The 16,350-nt window shown below is 62.9% G+C and carries 8 protein-coding genes; 3 read left to right on the top strand and 5 right to left on the bottom strand.

Annotated elements, in window-relative coordinates:
- Nucleotides 1-66: 66 nt before the first annotated feature.
- From DNK10_RS23695 to DNK10_RS23680, 4 genes are all read right to left on the bottom strand, one after another.
- The gene (locus DNK10_RS23695; RefSeq protein ID WP_131193241.1) at nt 67-1,923 is read right to left on the bottom strand and encodes a peptide transporter; all 1,857 of its coding nucleotides are present in this window, start codon (nt 1,921-1,923) and stop codon (nt 67-69) included.
- Between the two features lie 65 nt (nt 1,924-1,988).
- Nucleotides 1,989-5,828 (bottom strand): beta strand repeat-containing protein, encoded by a 3,840-nt coding sequence (locus DNK10_RS23690; RefSeq protein WP_244216311.1) that lies wholly within the window; start codon nt 5,826-5,828, stop codon nt 1,989-1,991.
- A gap of 10 nt (nt 5,829-5,838) precedes the next feature.
- A complete protein-coding gene (locus DNK10_RS23685; RefSeq protein ID WP_131193239.1) occupies nt 5,839-8,871 on the bottom strand; it encodes a ShlB/FhaC/HecB family hemolysin secretion/activation protein in 3,033 nt (1,010 codons plus the stop codon).
- A gap of 41 nt (nt 8,872-8,912) precedes the next feature.
- The gene (locus tag DNK10_RS23680) at nt 8,913-9,965 is read right to left on the bottom strand and encodes an alpha/beta fold hydrolase (RefSeq protein ID WP_244216310.1); all 1,053 of its coding nucleotides are present in this window, start codon (nt 9,963-9,965) and stop codon (nt 8,913-8,915) included.
- A 415-nt stretch (nt 9,966-10,380) separates the two neighbouring features.
- Here DNK10_RS23680 and DNK10_RS23675 point away from each other — a divergent pair, with 415 nt between their 5' ends.
- Together DNK10_RS23675 and DNK10_RS23670 are read left to right on the top strand one after the other, a co-directional pair.
- Nucleotides 10,381-11,979, top strand: a complete 1,599-nt coding sequence (locus DNK10_RS23675; RefSeq protein WP_131193238.1) for an argininosuccinate lyase — start codon at nt 10,381-10,383, stop codon at nt 11,977-11,979.
- Nucleotides 11,980-12,153: 174 nt separating this feature from the next.
- Nucleotides 12,154-12,627, top strand: coding sequence for a hypothetical protein (locus tag DNK10_RS23670; RefSeq protein WP_131193237.1), 474 nt, complete (start codon nt 12,154-12,156; stop codon nt 12,625-12,627).
- 121 nt (nt 12,628-12,748) lie between these two features.
- On the opposite strand, the gene DNK10_RS23665 is transcribed toward DNK10_RS23670, so the two are convergent.
- Complete coding sequence (locus DNK10_RS23665) at nt 12,749-15,508, bottom strand: ATP-binding protein (RefSeq protein WP_131193236.1); 2,760 nt, start codon at nt 15,506-15,508, stop codon at nt 12,749-12,751.
- Between the two features lie 134 nt (nt 15,509-15,642).
- Here DNK10_RS23665 and DNK10_RS23660 point away from each other — a divergent pair, with 134 nt between their 5' ends.
- Entirely contained in the window at nt 15,643-16,350 is a 708-nt protein-coding gene (locus tag DNK10_RS23660) for a response regulator transcription factor (RefSeq protein ID WP_131193235.1), read from the top strand.

The raw sequence follows: 16,350 nt of genomic DNA, 5'->3' as shown, positions 1-16,350 counted from the left end.
GTAGACACGACGCTGGTTTCAGGCCTGCCGGATTGGTGCGTACCGTTTCGATGTATGGCTGTTCAATCAGCCCATCGTTTGTGAGTTGCGGGCCAGACATTCAAGCAAACGTTCGCCGAACACCTCCGGGCGTCCCTCGAATAGCCGCTGCAGTGGCCGTTCATTGGCCAGGTAGTCGTACAACGACAGGCGTTCGCTAGGGCTGCCGGCAAGGCGCGCAGCGGCCTGTATATAGTCGTCGATACTCGTGGCAACGGTCCAGTCGGGAAGGCCGACGCGGCGGAACAGGCCCTCGTCGATGTGTTCGAGCACTTCCGGGCCTGTCTTGCACACGCCGGGCAGGCCGACGGTCAGGGCATCGATAATGCCGTTGGTGTTGCCGAACGGGAATGGGCTGAGAAACAGATCGCAGCGGTTGAAGGTGGCCAGGTATTCCGGGTAGGGCTGGTGTGGGTAGACCTGGGCACCCGGCAGGTAACGATGGATCAGGCGCAGCAGTTGCGGGTAAAGCAAGCCCTGGGCCTGGCCGATGAGGAAATGGAAGCGTACCTGTCTTGCATATCGTTGTTGTGTCAGCAGGGCGATCTGCTGGCAGGCCTGGAGGAAGCGCGGGTTGAACTTCATGGTGGTGGCTGCGATGGCGATGGCCACTTCGTCGGTGTCGCCGCGTTCTCGCCGGGGAATGTCCACCGGGATCGCCGAGGGGCGATAGGGTTGTCCATCGCTGGGCAGCAGGAGCAGCTTCTCGTCGAAGCAGGCCGGATCGCCGACGAAATCCTCTTCCACGCTGATGTAGTCGATATGCCGCGAACCCGTCGTCGCCGGGTGCCCCAGGGCTGCCACCTGCAGCGGCGCCAAGCGCAGGTTGGCGACGAACAGGGTGAGCGGAAACATGCCGACGCTGGGCATGTACAGCACCTGCGGCTGCAGCTCGGCGGCCAGCTGGCGTACCTGGCGCACGCAGGCCAGCAGGTCGTTCGGTACCTCGAGCTCGACGAAGTCGTCGAACACCTGTCGGCCCAATGCATCGACATTGTTGGCGTAGCCCACGGCCCGTAGTTCGAAGTACTGACGGGCGGCCTCCAGGGTTCTTGAATGGGTGCGATAGATGGAGTGGCCGCCGGAGAACCACTCCAGCACGACCAGCATGATCGGCTTTGCGCTGGCCTCTGGTTCTCGCTCCATGGCAAGCGAGTCGATGCCGTTGTCCGCCAGCTTGCGTTCGATCAGGCGGCAGATGGAACGCTTGATGCGGTGGCGCTGTGGCAGATCGGCATAGCTGCAATGCATGTAGACGTCGTGGATGATCGCCACCGGCAACTGATCCAGAGTGTCCAGGGTGTCCAGCCGTTCCGGCAGCCAGGCGAGCAACGCTTCGCGTTTGGAGTGAGCGGCGGGTGTGCCGAGGAAGCGCGGCGACAACAGGGCCATGGACAAGGCTACCGTCAGGTTGCGGTTCTGCTGCCAGAGTAGATCGACATCCAATGGCAGTTGCGACTCGGCTGAGTAAAGCACGCAGAATTTGACCAGATCCGCTGGCGCGATCTCGAAACGGCCAGCCTCGCTGCCATGCAGGTTGAGAGCTTGCAGGATATGGTCGGCGTTGACGAAGGCGCTGGCCGCGAACAGGGAAGACAGCCAGCGCTGGAAGTTGATCAGTTGGTCGAAGCCCGTCGGGCTGATCTGGAAGCCTGGGTCGGAAAACAGGGTGGTAATGGCGCTGGTCAGGCGCGTCAGTACATGTGCCTCCAGTTCCGTGGCAGAAATTGCAGGTGACACCGAAAGCGCGAATTGACCGGACAGCTTGCCGTAGTTGCGGTCGATGATCAGCAGCAGGCGGATCAGCTCACGGGCGGCGCTTTCATGCTGGCGTGAGTAGCAGAGTTGCTCGAAGCGTTCGAGGGAAAACGGTTCTTCGGTCATCGGTATGCCTTGCTCCATGTATTTGCCGACAAGGGCGGGGTCTTACGACTCCGCCCCGCAACGCTTTAGTTTTCTCCGGCAGCCTGCCACTGGGAAAGATCCAGAGCGACCCGGTCGATTTGCGGAGCCAGTGGTGTCTGCCGGTAGTCGGGATATAAAACCTGGCTCCAGGCGTTGCCGGTGATCTGCTGTTGCAGGTAGGCACGTGGCGCTTCGCTGGCGCTGCCCAGGATGCTGCTGTTGACCAGCCCGCCCAGGCGATAGACCACGGCGCCGCTGCCGCTGGCGCCAATGCTGGTGTTGTCGCTGCCATGGGCGATATAGGTGCCACCCGGCGCGTCAGCGTCGATCAACAAGGTGCCGTCCTGCACCCTGAGCAGGTTGTTGCCACTGACGAAGTTCAGCGCCGTACCGCCGTGGCTGTACGCGGCGAGCGTGAGGTTGCCGTTGCCGCCAGTAACCAGGCTGTTGGTGCCGTTGCTGGAGCCGTTGAAGGTGATACCGCTGGCACCGTTGTCGCCGCGGCCGCTGAGCAGAATGTCGGCGCTGCTCGATTGCAAGGTGACTCCATTGGGCCCGCTGCGCACGAACACGCCGCTGGCATCCGTACCGCCGTCGCTGCGCCCGTTCAGGGACAGGTTGCCGCTGTTGGTGGCGATGGTCACCGAGCTGGCGCTATTGGACGGGTAGAAGTGAATGCCGTTGGCCGTCTTCGAATAGCCGTCCAGCGTGATCGAGCCGCTGCCAGTGGCGCGCAGTTCGGTCTGCCCGGTCAGCATGCTGATGCCATTGGCATCGGCGGCATGGCCGGTGAGGCCGAGGTGGCCGTTCTCGACGCTGATCAGGTTGTTGCCGCTGCCGTAGAAATCGATGCCGTCGCCAGCACCGGTCGAGCGACCGACCAGGGTAACGTTGCCGTTGCCGGTGGTCTGGATGACGTTGGTCACGCCGAGCAGGGCGATGCCGTGATCCAGCTCGCTGGTATCCGGCGAGTGGAAATGGCCGTCGAGCAGGATATTGCCGCCCTGCGAGACGATGCGGTTGGTCGAGGTCGTGCCGCTGCCGCCGAGGGCGATGGCGTCGGAGGTACCGACCGAGTCGCCGCGCAGGGTGATGTCGCCACTCTGCGTGGTGATGCTGACGCCCTGCGAGCTGCCGGTGGAATTGAGAAGGATGCCGTAGCCACCGAAGCTGGCGGTGCTGTTGCCATTGATCAGCACGTCGCCGCTGGTGGTCGACAGCTCGATGGCGGCGCCCTCGCCGGATGGGGCAAGATCCACGCCGCGTCCGGAGACGCTGTTGCCCTCCAGGGTCAGGTTGCCGCTCTGGCTGCCGACACGAATGGCGGAATTATCGCCGCTGGCATCCAGATACAGCGCGCGGAAGGAGCCGCTGCCGGTGTTGATGACCGAGTTGCTGGCTGCCAGGCGAACATCGCCCGCTGTGCTGGCGATGTTGATCTGTGCGCCCGGTGTGCCGGCGCTGCCGGAGCCCGAGGCGATCAGCCCCAACGCTGGCGTGCTGCCGCCCGAGCCGTTGCCTGCGACGCTGATGTCGCCGTCGCTCAGCAGGTTGATCGACGCAGTGGAACCGGTGACGTTGAGGATCGTACCGTAGCTGCCACCGCTGTCGCCGGTGAGCAGGATATTGCCGCTGCCGCCAGTGAGGTTAATCGCGCCATTGCCGGCTGCGGCCAGGTACAGGCCGCGACCACTGTCGCTGGCGCCGTTGATCGTGAGGGTGCCGCCGCCCACGCCGATATTCTGGGTCGAGCCGCTGGCGGTGGAGCAGATCAGTACGCCGAAGCCGGAGGCGGCCTTGCCGCTGAGGGTGACATTACCGGAGCCGCTGGCGGCAATGGTATTGGTGGTGCTGAAGATGCGCGTGCCATTGCCGCTGCCGAGGTTGTCGGCGCTGATGTCGATGGCGCCAGCGCCCTCGGTCAGCAGGCTGCTGCCGCCATGCAGGATGAAGGCGTCGCCACTGCCAGTGGTGCTGTCTTGCCGGGCGGTGATGCTGATGTTGCCGCCGCCAGCATCGATGGTGCTGGCGGAGATGTTCACCGCGTTGGCGCTGGCGCCGGCGGCAAGGGTAGCGGAGGTGGCGCCGCGAATGGTCACGTCGCCGCCACGGGTGTCGATCAGGCTGCCGCCGCGGATCGACACGCCGGTACCGTTGCTGACGTTGGTGCTGGCGTAGGAGCTGGACGGATCGACGGCGCCACCGATGGTCAGATTGCCACCGTTGGTACGAATGGTGGCGTTGTTCAGCGCCACCGAGCCGTTGCCGCTGTTGTTGAAGTTGGCCTGCATCGACACATTCAGCGACTTGCCGTCGGCATGGCTGATGCTGGTGCCGTTCATGTTGATATTGCGGTGGGCGGTCAGCGTCAGGCTGGCATTGCCCTGGGCCTGGACGTTGTCCAGCACGTTGATGTCGCCGGAGGTGCCTGGCCCGGACGAGGTCTGCACGATGATGTTGGCGCCTTCGCTGAGCGACGCATTGAGCGTGGCCGAGCTGAGGTTGGAACTGCGGCCGGCATCCGGTGTGAACGGGCTGCTGCTGGACGTGCCGTTGTTCGCACCACTGGTGATGTTGATATTGTAGGGATCGAGCAACCAGGTACCGCCCTGGCCCGACGCGGCGCTGAGGTCGACGCGACCGGTGGCATCCAGGACATGGCCGGAGGTTTCCACCAGGCCGCCCTTGCCGCTTTCGCCGCCGCCGATCACGCTGATGTTGCCGTGGAACTGGGTACTGTCGGTGGCCCAGAGAATGACCTTGCCGCCGTCGCCGCTGTTCAGGGCATCGGCCTCGATCCGCGCATTCTGGCCCATATGGGTGGCGCTGGCCTGGTGCAATGGGCCGCTGCCCTGATAGTCGCCACCGAGCAGTACGGTGCCGCCACCTGCATCGCCGGATGCATCGATGCGCGCGTCGTCGAACAGGCCGACGTATTCGCCGGTCATGGTCACTTCTCCACCGCGTTCGCCGGCATTGCGGCCGGATACGTCGAGCACGCCGCTGCTGGCCACCACGCCGCTGTCGCCGCCGTCGAGTACGATGCGCCCGCCGCGTTGCTGCAGGCTGGTCGCCTCGATCACGCCTTCGTTGTTCACCACCTGGTTGAGCATGGCGTTGCTGGCCCGTGCACTCATGATCACCGTGCCGCCATTGGCTTGCAGCAGACCCTGGTTGACCACGCTGGCGTCGATGACGGCTTCGTCGACCTGCAGGTTGATCAGGCCATCGCCGTGGTAGTCGAGGGTGATTTTCTCGCCGCCGCCGAGCACCACCGAGCCCATTTTCGCGACCACGCTGCCTTCGTTGCGCACCTGGGATCCGAGCAGGGCGACGCTGCCGCCGTCCGCCGCACGCAGGGCGCCCTGGTTGATCACCGCGCCGGCGCTGCTGCCTCCATGGAAGCGCATCCGCCCGGCCATGAAGTCGTCATCGGCAATCTCCAGCGTGCTGGCTACCAGACCGCCGACATTGACCGCGGTGCTGCTGCCGAACAGCACGCCGGAAGGGTTGATCAGATACACCTGGCCGTTGGCATTGAGCTGACCCAGGATCTGCGACGCATCGCTGGACATGACCCGGTTCAGCGCCACCGCCGAGGTGCCCGGCTGGTGGAAATTCACTTTGGCATCGCGACCGATATTGAAGGTGTCCCAGGTGGCGATCAGCTTCTGGCTGTTCTGGGTCACGTCCAGGACGTTGCCGGACTGGCTGATGCTGCCGCTGCCGGCGCTGATCTGGCCGTTGCTGGGCAGGACATCGTTGCCCAGCGCCATGGCCTGGATCGGCATCAGGCCGTGCATCACGCACAGCACCGCATAGCTCAGGGGTTTGAGGGAAGGTAGTTGCGGGCGACGGCCGCGACGGGATTGGCTGCTGTTCACGGTCATCTCCTCAGAACGAATAGTTGAAACCAGTACCGATGGCGTTGATGGTGGTACCGACACCCGGGGCGAAACCGCTGGCGGCGTAGGCGCCAGCCACGGCGAAGTTATAGTTGGCCAACGACTCGTTCTTGAGCAGAACGTAATGGGCGAAGACCTCGGTGTTACGGTTGAAGCGGTAGCCGACGCCGAGGGCGTACTGGCGGGCGCCCATGCCGCTTGTGTCGCATTCGATACCGCTGGCGGAAATCATCGAGCACTCGCCGGGCAGAGCACGGGCGTAGCTGGCACGCAGGCGCCAGGCACCGATGCGGTGGCTGACGCCGAGCATGTAGGCGCGGCGGCGATATTCGGAAAGGTCGCTGAAGCTGACGCTGTTGTTGATCACGTCGTCCTCGGAGTAATAGAGCTCGTCGGCGATCAGCGACAGCTGGGTATTGCCGAAACGGTAGCCCAGGCCCAGACGGAAGCTGTAGTCGTTCGACGAGGTGCCATCGGTGACGTGGGTGTTGCTGCCCACGCCGCGGGCGTTGCGGCCGAGGTTGGCGATGCCGAAGTAGTTGACGTGACGTTCGGCTGCGGCGACGGCGGTGAAGCCACCATTTTGGTAATTGACGCTCCCGCCGTAGATGTAGCCGGTGTCGACGTCTTCAGCGGCTTTCATGCCGTTGTTGGAGTAGGCCAGCTTGACGCTCAGCCCGTACCACTGCGGTGACCACCAGGCGACGACGCCGGACTGACGGCGGTTGAATGCGCCGTCCGAGCCTACGCTGCTGTCGGCAGTGCTGGCCGGGCCGGACACGGTACTGGCCAGGCTGCTGTTGAAGCCCGGCGAGCCGATGATGTTGTAGTAGGCCGCACTGGTCTTGCCGAAGAAGGGGTCGAGGCTGGTGGTGCTTTCCTTGAGCGGCATGTCCCACACGCCATAGAGCAGGGTGCCGTAGCGGTCGTCGTCCAGGGCGACCGCCGAGTTGCGCAGGCGGGTGTTGGGCGAGATCGATAGCGGTGCGCTTTCGTCGCCGCCCAGGGTGTAGTTTACCGAGATGCCGTATTCCAACTGCCACAGCACACGTGTGGCGTCGTTGATGGGAATGCCCGCACGCGCGCCGACGTAGGAGACGTTATCGCGCGCACGCCAGTAGCTGGACATGTTGCGTCCGTTGGCGGTGGCCAGCTTGCTCTGGTCGGCCGGGGATGCGCGGGTGGAGTCGCGGCGGTCGATGTACTCGGGCACCAGGCCGAGCGATCCATAGAGGGTCAGTTCGGTAGTCTTGTCGCGGAAGTCCTCGCGCGTACCGAGATCCTTGGCCAAGCCGGCGAAGGCCTGCGGCGAGCCGGTGACCGATAGCCAGAAACGCTTGGAGTCGCGCTCGTCACTGGTCGGGTCGTCGCCCTGGGAGAAGGCCAGGCTGGCATTCATCACCAGGTCGCGGTGATAGACATTGAGGCCGGCGCCATAGCCGTAGCGGGTCAGATGGTTCTCGCTGGCGTCCCAGGGATTCTTGTTCACCCGTACCCGGCCACCGTCGGCGAACAAGGTGCCTTCGGCGATGGCACCGTGGTAATGGCCCAGGTATTTGCGCAGTTCCAGGCGCCCGAGCAGGCCTTCGTCGCCGGCGGCTTCGCCGACCGGGTAGGCTCGTACGCCGTTGGGGCCGCCCAGGCTGAATTTTTCCGAGGCATCGAGATTTTTATTGGCCCACTGGCCGTTCAACGAAGCGAACAGCGAGTAGCCGCCGCCCAGTTCCTGCAGGCGGCTGAACGATACCGAGGCCTTACGATAGGTGCCGGCGGCATTGGCCGTCAGTTGGTCGAGGGCGGCATCGATCGGTGTGTCCTTGTTCAGCTTGCCGATGCCGTAGGCGAGGCTCCAGCGGTTGCTGCCGGCCCAGTCGTCGCGCCAGTCGCCATAAAGAGTGGCGCCGCGAAACACCGCCGATTTCTTCACCGCAAAGGCGCCTGCCTCATCCTCGAAGTGGCGGTGCTCCTCGGCCAGGTTGAACGAAATGTTGGCGTCGCGGCTACGTAGCAGCGAACTGTCGAGAAACACCGAGGAGACGATGGCGGTGCCGCTGGCATCGGCGGTCTTCAGGCTCTTGCCGATTGCATATTCCATCTCCGCATAGCTGGCACCCAGCGTGACGCCGCTGGCGCCCAGCGGTTGGCGATAGCCCAGGCCACGGATTTCCAGTCCCTCGAAGCTGTTCTGGCCGTTGAAGAACAGGCTTTCGCCGAAACCGAGGGCATCGTTGAGGCTGATGTTGTTGGTGACCCGGTTGGTGCCGGTGTAGTAGTTGCCGTGGTTGTCGAAGCTGACGCGACCGGTCCAGGCGGTTATCTCGCTGAGTTTGAGGACGATGTCGGCCGCGCCCGGTTCGCGTGACGGTTGCAGCACGGCACGAACCGAGACACCGGCGATATCCGACAGGCGCAGCAGCACGCGTTCCAGATCGGCTTCGCGGATTATGCTGCCGCTCGGGATGGCATCGACGAAACGCTGCTGCATGCCGGGCCGCAGGCGCACGCCGGGTTCGGGTTCGGCGCGCACCGTGCCGACCTTGCCTTCCTGCACGCCGATGGTGACCACGCCTTCATTGATTTCCTGGGGCGGCAGGTAGGCACGGGCCACCAGATAGCCGCGGCTGCGGTACAGCTCGGTGATACGTGCCGCCGCCTCGCGCAGTTCGGCCAGGTTCAGCTCGCGGCCGGTGTGCCCCTGCAGTTCCTGCAGCAGACGGGACTCGCTGATCTCGCGGTTACCGGTCAGTTTGAAGGCGGTGACCCTGAACCTGGCCGTCTGTTCGGCTGCGCCTGGTGTCACCTGGGGGCGGTCGTCCTGGGGTTCGATACGCACGCTGCCGCGTGGCATGTCCTGGGGCCTTTCTGCCGGGCGCAGGCTGTCGCGGTTGTTGTCGAACAGCGAGCCGGCGGAGGGCAGGGTTTCGGCCTGGGCCTGGACGGTGAATATGGCGGCGGCCAGCAAGGTCAGGTTGCATGGGTGCAGCACCCGACGCGCGGGGGCGTTGAGAGATATCCGAGTCATGGCAAGCTCATTTTTATTTTTGTGAGTGGGCAGACGGTGTATCAGTGCGTCGGGAATATCCCGTTGGCGGCGGTTTCTGTGGCGAACAAACGGGCAACGTTGTGGCCGATGCCGGCGACCTGAAATTGCCGATGATGGATAGGCACCCCCCATTTGCTGGACAGGAAGGCTTCGTAGCGCAGGTAATTGAGTTGGCGCTCGACCCGGTTAGAGCCCTGCATGCTGGCGCCACAGGTACGATCCATGATGCGATCACGCGGGTTGTTATCCCGTTCGCCGACCATGTAGGTCACGTCGCGTGCGGCATAACGGCGAAACAGCTGCTCGGTGTCGAGGCCCTGGCGCGTCAGGTAGAAGGGCGCCCTGTCCAGGCCGTAGCGATAGCGGCTGAAGCTCGGGCACATGATAGTGCGCACCGGCTGGAAGGTTCCGTCCTGCAGGCGGCTGTTCTCGAAATAGACATAGGACGACGGGCTGGACACGACGTAGCGGACGCTGATGCCGCTGCCGGCCAGGCGCTCGTCGCCATCGCCGAGGATGCTGTAGCGTTGCATGAGCTGGCCGCCAGCGGAGTGGCCGATCAGGACGATTTCCTGCATGCCGGGAAAGCGCTTGCGGTCGGCCAGGTGGATGAGCAGGTCGTCGAGCACCGAGAAGCCGGCGATACCAGGTCGACCTTTCTCCGAATCGATGCCGTGCATCCATTTGTCACGTGCCCACAAGGGCATGTCCGCCCCCGCGCGCGGGTCGGTATCGGTGAGGAAGTTGAGAGACAGCAGCAGGGTGTCGGTCGAGGTCAGGCCAGCCTTTTTCAGCAGATTCAGGCCGTTCTGGTAGTAGTCGTCGGCATTGCGGCGTACCCCGTGGATCAGCACCACTGCTCGCGTGGCCGGCACTGCTTGCTGCAGATCGGCATTGGCAAAGGTGACGAAGTCATAAGGTTTTGCTTGCCCCAGACGTAGCGTCTGCTGGGTAGCCGTGGCGAGTGTCGTGTGGAAGAGGGTGGCGAGCAGGACGCTGGCAAAGATTGCCACTCTGCGGAAGTCGGGCCAGTTGATAGAGGAACCCAGGGGCCAGAAAACGTAGTACGGCATATCCCACCTCGGCAGAGAGCGCAGAGCGGCATCCAGGTAATTCGACGGATGTCGCGCTACTAGCCGTACCCACCTTTGCAGGAAGCGTGAGTCGGCCTGATTGATTGGATTTATGGGGACGATCCTATCAGCCGTTTTTGCTTAGATAAAATATCTTGAAAATAGAAATTCAATATTTTTAAAGTATGGTGTTGAGGGCGTTGGATCCGGCCATCAGTAATGCCCTGGTCGGGCATGGTGAGTGTGGCGGCGCTCGATAAATCAGTGTGAGCACTTATCCTGTTGGTACTTTTAATGTATCGATTGGATATTTTTAATATATTTCATATCTCTTTGAGTTGCCGCTAGCATCCAGTGGTCACGTCCGTTCTCGAACGGTCGAGCCACCCACGATTTCGAGCGGAACTGAAAAACAATGAGAACAAGAAAGACACTGCTTCACCTGGCCGTTGCCTATGCCCTGTTCATCTCCTATGGCGCACAGGCGGCCAATACTGCCGAGGTACCTTGTCGGACGACTGCAGAGTGCGCGGAGCAGGCCCGCAAGATCGGGGCTACGGTGGACAAATCCGCACTCAAGGGCGGTGCCTACGAAAGCCAGTTTTCCTGGTTGAACCGCATCAACAAGGCGTCCATCGTCATGCTCAGCGAGGAAGGCATCGTTTCCGCGCAGCAGGGCCGGCGTATCGCTGGCGGGGTACAGCACGTGATCGACCAGGCTGGCCAACCCGATGGCAAGCGCCCGAGCGACGTGCTGCAACTCGAACAGATCATGATCGACAAGATCGGCCCGGAGGCCTCGCTGATCCATTCCGGGCGCAGTCGCCAGGACATGTATGCAACCTACCGCCTGGCTGTCCTGCGTGCCCAGGTGCTGGACTATGGCGATGCGCTGAACGCTTCCCGCGCTCGCCTGCTGAAGATTGCCGGGGACAATGTCGACACCCTGATCCCGGCTTATACCAATGGCGTGCAGGCCATGCCGATCAGCTATGCCCATTACCTGCTGGCTTTCGAGGCCGCCTTCGAGCGCGATGCCCAACGTATTCGTGAACTCTATGCGCGCCTCAATCTCAGCCCGATGGGGACGGCGGTGCTGGCCAACTCCGGCTGGCCGCTCAACCGCGAGCGATTGGCCGCGCTGCTGGGATTCGATGGCGTACGCGAGAACTCACTGGATGCCAGCCAGGTATCGACCTACGACATCCCGCTGGAGGCTGCTGGTATCGCCTCGTCTTCGGCTATTCGTGTCGGTGCCCTGATCGGCGACATCCATACTCAATACCACCAGACACGCCCCTGGCTGCTGCTTGACGAAGGGTCGACCTATACCAGCAGCGCCATGCCGCAGAAACGTAACCCCGGACTGTTGATGCGTACCCGCGAATCGGCTTCCGATGTGGTCGGCCTGGCTGGCGCCACCACCATCCGCGCGCATAACGTCACCACCGGCATGACCGACTACAAGGCGGCCTTCGATGATTTGGGGCTGTTCAAGTCCGCCATCGATATGTTCGAGCGCCTGGATATGGTGCTGGATGCCCTGGTGATCAATCCTGAGCGCGCCATGGAGGAACTGGATGCCGACTGGACGACCTCGATGGAGCTGGCCGACACCCTCGAGCGTGAACACAAGGTACCGTTCCGCATCGGCCACAGTTTCGCCTCGCTGATCGTCGGCCAAGCCCGCGAGCAGGGGCTACTGCCCAAGAACTTCCCTTACGCCGATGCGCAAGCGCTCTATACCAAGGCTGCACAGAAGTACCAATGGAAGGAGCAGCGTCTGCCTCTGAGCGAGACCGCGTTCCGTGCGACCTTGTCGCCACGCACCATGGTGCAGACCCGCAAGGGGACGGGTGGGCCGCAGCCGAGCGAGGTCAAGCGCATGCTGGCACAGGCCCAGAAGCGCCTGGGGGCGGACGAGAACCAGGTGGGAGAATGGCGTCAGCGCCTGATCAAGGCCGATGCCAATCTGGACAAGGCTTTCGGCCGGCTGGTGTCGGCCGCCAGGTAAATTCGAGAGGCGGCCCGATGCCGGGTCGGGTCGCCGCTCGTTTCCGTCAGGATCGTGAACATGACCTGCACCCGCTGTTTTCTCCTGCTGTTCTGCTCGGCTGCATTGGTCGGCCTGGTACTCGGTGACGGCACGGCAGGCAGACCCGAAACCTCCAGCAGCACTGACAGAGCAATGCAGTTGCTGCGTCTGCATGATGGCACCAGTACCTTCACCATCCTGGTAGCGGCCAACGCCGATCTGTACAACCTGCCGCAAGGTTTACGACGTGTTGTCGTTTGCATCGAGGATGACGTGTTCTCCAGTGAGTCGTCCCTGGAGGCGAGTGACGGAACGCTCGTACTCGTGCCGCAGTTTCAGGTTATCGATGGTCGTCCGATGCCGATGGATCTGCCTGCATGGCACGGCGAACAGGCCTGGACTGGCGGTGAGCTTTCCAGCGAAGGGGCGGTTGGCCTTTCCGCGTTCGCGGTTCTTGATGGTTTGCTGGGCTACCTCAAGCGCAGTAGCCATTTTTCGGAGCTGCAGGAGATGGTGTTCGTTGGCCACGGCATGGCGGCCGAACTGGTCGAGCGGCATGGCATGCGCCCGCCGACAAGCGCCTCTTTTCGCATCAGGCACATGCGGGCACAGGTTGTCAGACATTAGGGTTGTTCCCTTTGCAGCCCGGCACTGTTTGCTGTAGCAGCCGCAGTGCCAGCGCTGGTACCTGGCTCAGGTGAACCAGGCAGGCGCGGCAACGCGGCTTGCGCTGAAACGTCAACAGACCCTAGCCCATCGTGTGTGCCGGCCCACTGCGTGCCAACTGATCCAGGCGCTCTATCGCCTGTTCGAGTTCATCGAGCCCGCTGCTGTGGATTGGCTGATCCTGCTTGAGCTGAGTCTCGCTGTGCTGGCAAGCGGCGCGCAGTTGCGGCACGCCACAGTAGCGGGTAGCGCCATGCAGGCGGTGGATGCGCTCGATCAGGGCATTGCGGTCGCCATCGGTGCGTGCCTGGCGGACTGCCTGGAGGTCACTGGGCAATCCGGCCAGCAGCATGCTCAGCATGTCGGCGGCCAGGTCGGCCTTGCCGGCTGCCAGACGCAGGCCTTCCTCGTTATCCAATACGGCGGTGGGCGGTTCTGTGCTGGTCGGGTGATCCTGATTGGCGCCTTGCAGCGCCAGGCCTGTCCATTTGAGTACGACTTGGGCCAGCTGCCGTTCGCTGATCGGTTTGGTCAGGTAGTCGTCCATGCCGCTCTGCAGCAAAGTACGTTTTTCGTTGGCCAGGGCGTGGGCGGTCAGGGCGACGATGGGCATTGGTGTGCGGGCGCTGTCGTGTTCCCACTGGCGGATGGCTTCGGTGGTCTGCCGGCCATCCATACCCGGCATCTGCACATCCATGAACACCAGATCGAAATCCTGCTCCCGGGTGATCGCCAGGGCGTCGAAGCCGCTGCTGGCGATCGTGACCTGGGCACCCATGCCGTCGAGCAGGGTTTGCACCAGCAGCAGGTTGGCGGCATTGTCGTCAACGCACAGGATGGCCGGCGAGCGCGTTGTACTGTGTCGCACCTGCTGGCGTATCTGCTTTGGAACGATCAGCTCGGTCAGTGTGCGTTGCAGCTTGCGCGTGCAGGCGGGCTTGGCCTGCAGCTGGCTATGCCAGTCGGGCACGCAGTCCTGGTATTGCGCTTGCTCGGTGGTCGGGCAGAGCACCACGGTTTTGCAGCCCAGGTGTTCGAGATCCCAGATGCGCTTGCCGAGTTGCTCTGGTGGTAGATGGCTGGCCGTTACACCGAGCACGGCGCAGTTGAATGGCTGCGCAGAGCGACTGGCCGTGCTGGCGGCTTCGCACAATGCGTTCAGGTCGCTGAATACGCTGACCTGCAGTCCGCAGTCTTCCAACTGATGCTGCAGCGCCTGGCAGGCCAGTTCATGGGCTTCGAGAATCGCGGCCCGACGCCCCGAGAGCGCGCGGGGCTGATCTTCAGCATCGCTGCGGGCCTTGGGCAGGCTCAGGCTGACCCAGAATTCGGAGCCTTCGCCCGGCGTGCTGTCCACGCCGATTTCGCCGCCCATCTGCTCGATCAGGCGCTTGGAAATTACCAGGCCAAGGCCGGTGCCGCCGGCCTGGCGGGACATCGAATTGTCGGCCTGGCTGAATGCCTGGAACAGTGCGCGCAGGTCTTCTTCGGCCAGGCCTATGCCTGTGTCGCGAACGCTGATGCGCAACTGGGCGCGATCCGCCGTCTCTTCCTCGAGCATGGCGCGGATGACGATGCTGCCTTCGCGGGTGAACTTGATCGCATTGCTGACCAGGTTGGTGAGCACCTGCTTGAGACGCAGCGGGTCGCCCGATAGCGACACCGGCGTATCGCGGTAGACCAGCGAGAGCAGCTCCAGATGCTTTTCGTGGGCAGAGGGCGCAAGGATGGTCAGGGTGTCCTGAAGTACGTCACGCAGGTTGAACGGAATGTTCTCCAGCACCAGCTTGCCGGCCTCGATCTTGGAGAAGTCGAGTACCTCGTTGATGATGCCCAGCAGACTGTCGGCGGATTTTTCGATGGTGCCCAGGTAATCCTGCTGGCGCGGGCTCAGCTCGCTTTTCTGCAGCAGGTTGGTGAACCCGAGAATGCCGTTGAGCGGGGTGCGAATCTCGTGGCTCATGTTGGCGAGGAACTCCGACTTGATGCGGCTCGCTTCCAGGGCTTCCTTGCGGGCGAAATCCAGTTCGATGTTCTGGATCTCGATGGTCTCCAGATTCTGCCGCAGATCCTCGGTGACCTGATCGATGCTGTGCTGCATTTCTTCCTGGGCGTTCTGCAATGACTCGGCCATGCGGTTGATGCCCGAGGCGAGTTCGTCCAGCTCATGGCTGCCCAGCGGTGGCAGACGGGTTTCCAGGTGGCCGTCCTTGAGCAGGGCGACACCGTGCTTGATGCGCAGCAGCGGGTCGTTGATGCTGCGGCTCATGCGCAAGGCCAGCAACCCGGTGATGATCAGCCCGGTCACCACCAATAGCAGACTGGTCAGCAAACTGCGGTAGCCGCTGAGCAGCGTGTTGTGGTGCGACAGCTCCAGCTCCACCCAGCCGATCGGGCCGGTGCCCGAGCTGGACTGTTCTTCTTCGCTCAAGGTCAGGTGCTGGGCCATTACCGGCAGCAGAAAACGGGTCGCGTCCTGGCTGCTGTGCTGGGCGACATCCACGGTGTCGCTATCGATGGCCGGCCGTTCGTTGAGCATGCTTGGGCCGGCATGAGCAAGGCGGTCGTTCTGCATGGCGAGAAAACTCACTGCGCGTACATCCGGCTGTTCCAGAGCTTCGGTGGCGATGCGCTGCAGCAGCGACTTGTTACCGTGCAGCAGGGCAGGCGCCGCCAGGGGGGCCAGTTGCTCGGCGATCATGTGGCCACGCTGCAACAGTTGCGCCTGCAGCCCGGAGAGTTGCATCCAGATGAAGTAGCCACCCAGTACCAGCGCCAGCAGGCTGGTAGGCAGCAGGGTAAGCATCAGTACCCGGCCCTTGATGCCGATATCCTTGAACACGCGACGTCCCCTTTCAACGATGCCAGGCAGTGTAGCGATTCCGCTGCGCAGACGCTTGTCTGGCGTTTGGCTGCTTACCGGACATGCCACTAATAGGTAGAATCGTTCACATTTGCTTTCAGAGTCCGCTTGTTATGTCGTCCCCAGCCAACAGCGCCATTCGTATTCTCGCGGTCGAAGACGACCCGGCTCTCGCGTCCCATCTGCATGCCCATCTGCAGGGTTGTGGTTTCGACGTCACCGTCAGCCGCGATGGCAGTGAAGGGCTACGCCTGGCTCAGGAACAGGATTTCGACCTGATTCTGATGGACATCCTGCTGCCCGGCAGCAATGGCCTGGATGTATTGCAGCGTCTGCGTGAGCGACGCCGCGTGCCGGTGATCCTGATGTCTGCGCTGGGCGCCGAGCAGGATCGCATCGCCGGGTTCAGCAAGGGCGCCGATGATTACCTGCCCAAGCCGTTCAGCCTCGGTGAACTCAGTGTGCGTATCGAGGCGATCCTGCGCCGCGTGGCGTACGAGCGGCGTGAGCAACCACCCTTGCAGGAGGGTACGTTGACCTTTGACGAAGATCGTTCCGACGTCTGTCATGACGGCCACTGGGCCTTGCTGACCCCTACCGAGTACCGCCTGCTGGAAACCTTTTCCCGGCATGCCGAAGAGGTGCTGAGCAAGGCCTTCCTTTATCAGCACGTGTTGCACCGTGGTTATGCCCAGCATGATCGCAGCCTGGACATGCACGTCAGCAATGTGCGCCGCAAACTGAAGAACATCGCTTACGCCAGCACGCGCCTGGAGTCGGTCTGGGGCAAAGGCTACGTACTCACCGGCCGGGAATCCTGA

It is taken from the genome of Phytopseudomonas daroniae (assembly GCF_004327275.1).
GTDB lineage: Bacteria > Pseudomonadota > Gammaproteobacteria > Pseudomonadales > Pseudomonadaceae > Aquipseudomonas > Aquipseudomonas daroniae.
The sequence above is the reverse complement of the archived record's forward strand: the minus strand, read 5'-3'. Positions and strand labels throughout refer to the sequence as shown.

What these genes read in the sequence shown, in the direction of transcription:
- DNK10_RS23695 (WP_131193241.1), bottom strand. Translation starts at nt 1,923, where the DNA reads ATGACCGAAGAACCGTTTTCCCTCGAACGCTTCGAGCAACTCTGCTAC.
- DNK10_RS23685 (WP_131193239.1), bottom strand. Translation starts at nt 8,871, where the DNA reads ATGACTCGGATATCTCTCAACGCCCCCGCGCGTCGGGTGCTGCACCCA.
- DNK10_RS23680 (WP_244216310.1), bottom strand. Translation starts at nt 9,965, where the DNA reads ATGCCGTACTACGTTTTCTGGCCCCTGGGTTCCTCTATCAACTGGCCC.
- DNK10_RS23675 (WP_131193238.1), top strand. Translation starts at nt 10,381, where the DNA reads ATGAGAACAAGAAAGACACTGCTTCACCTGGCCGTTGCCTATGCCCTG.
- DNK10_RS23670 (WP_131193237.1), top strand. Translation starts at nt 12,154, where the DNA reads ATGCAGTTGCTGCGTCTGCATGATGGCACCAGTACCTTCACCATCCTG.
- DNK10_RS23660 (WP_131193235.1), top strand. Translation starts at nt 15,643, where the DNA reads ATGTCGTCCCCAGCCAACAGCGCCATTCGTATTCTCGCGGTCGAAGAC.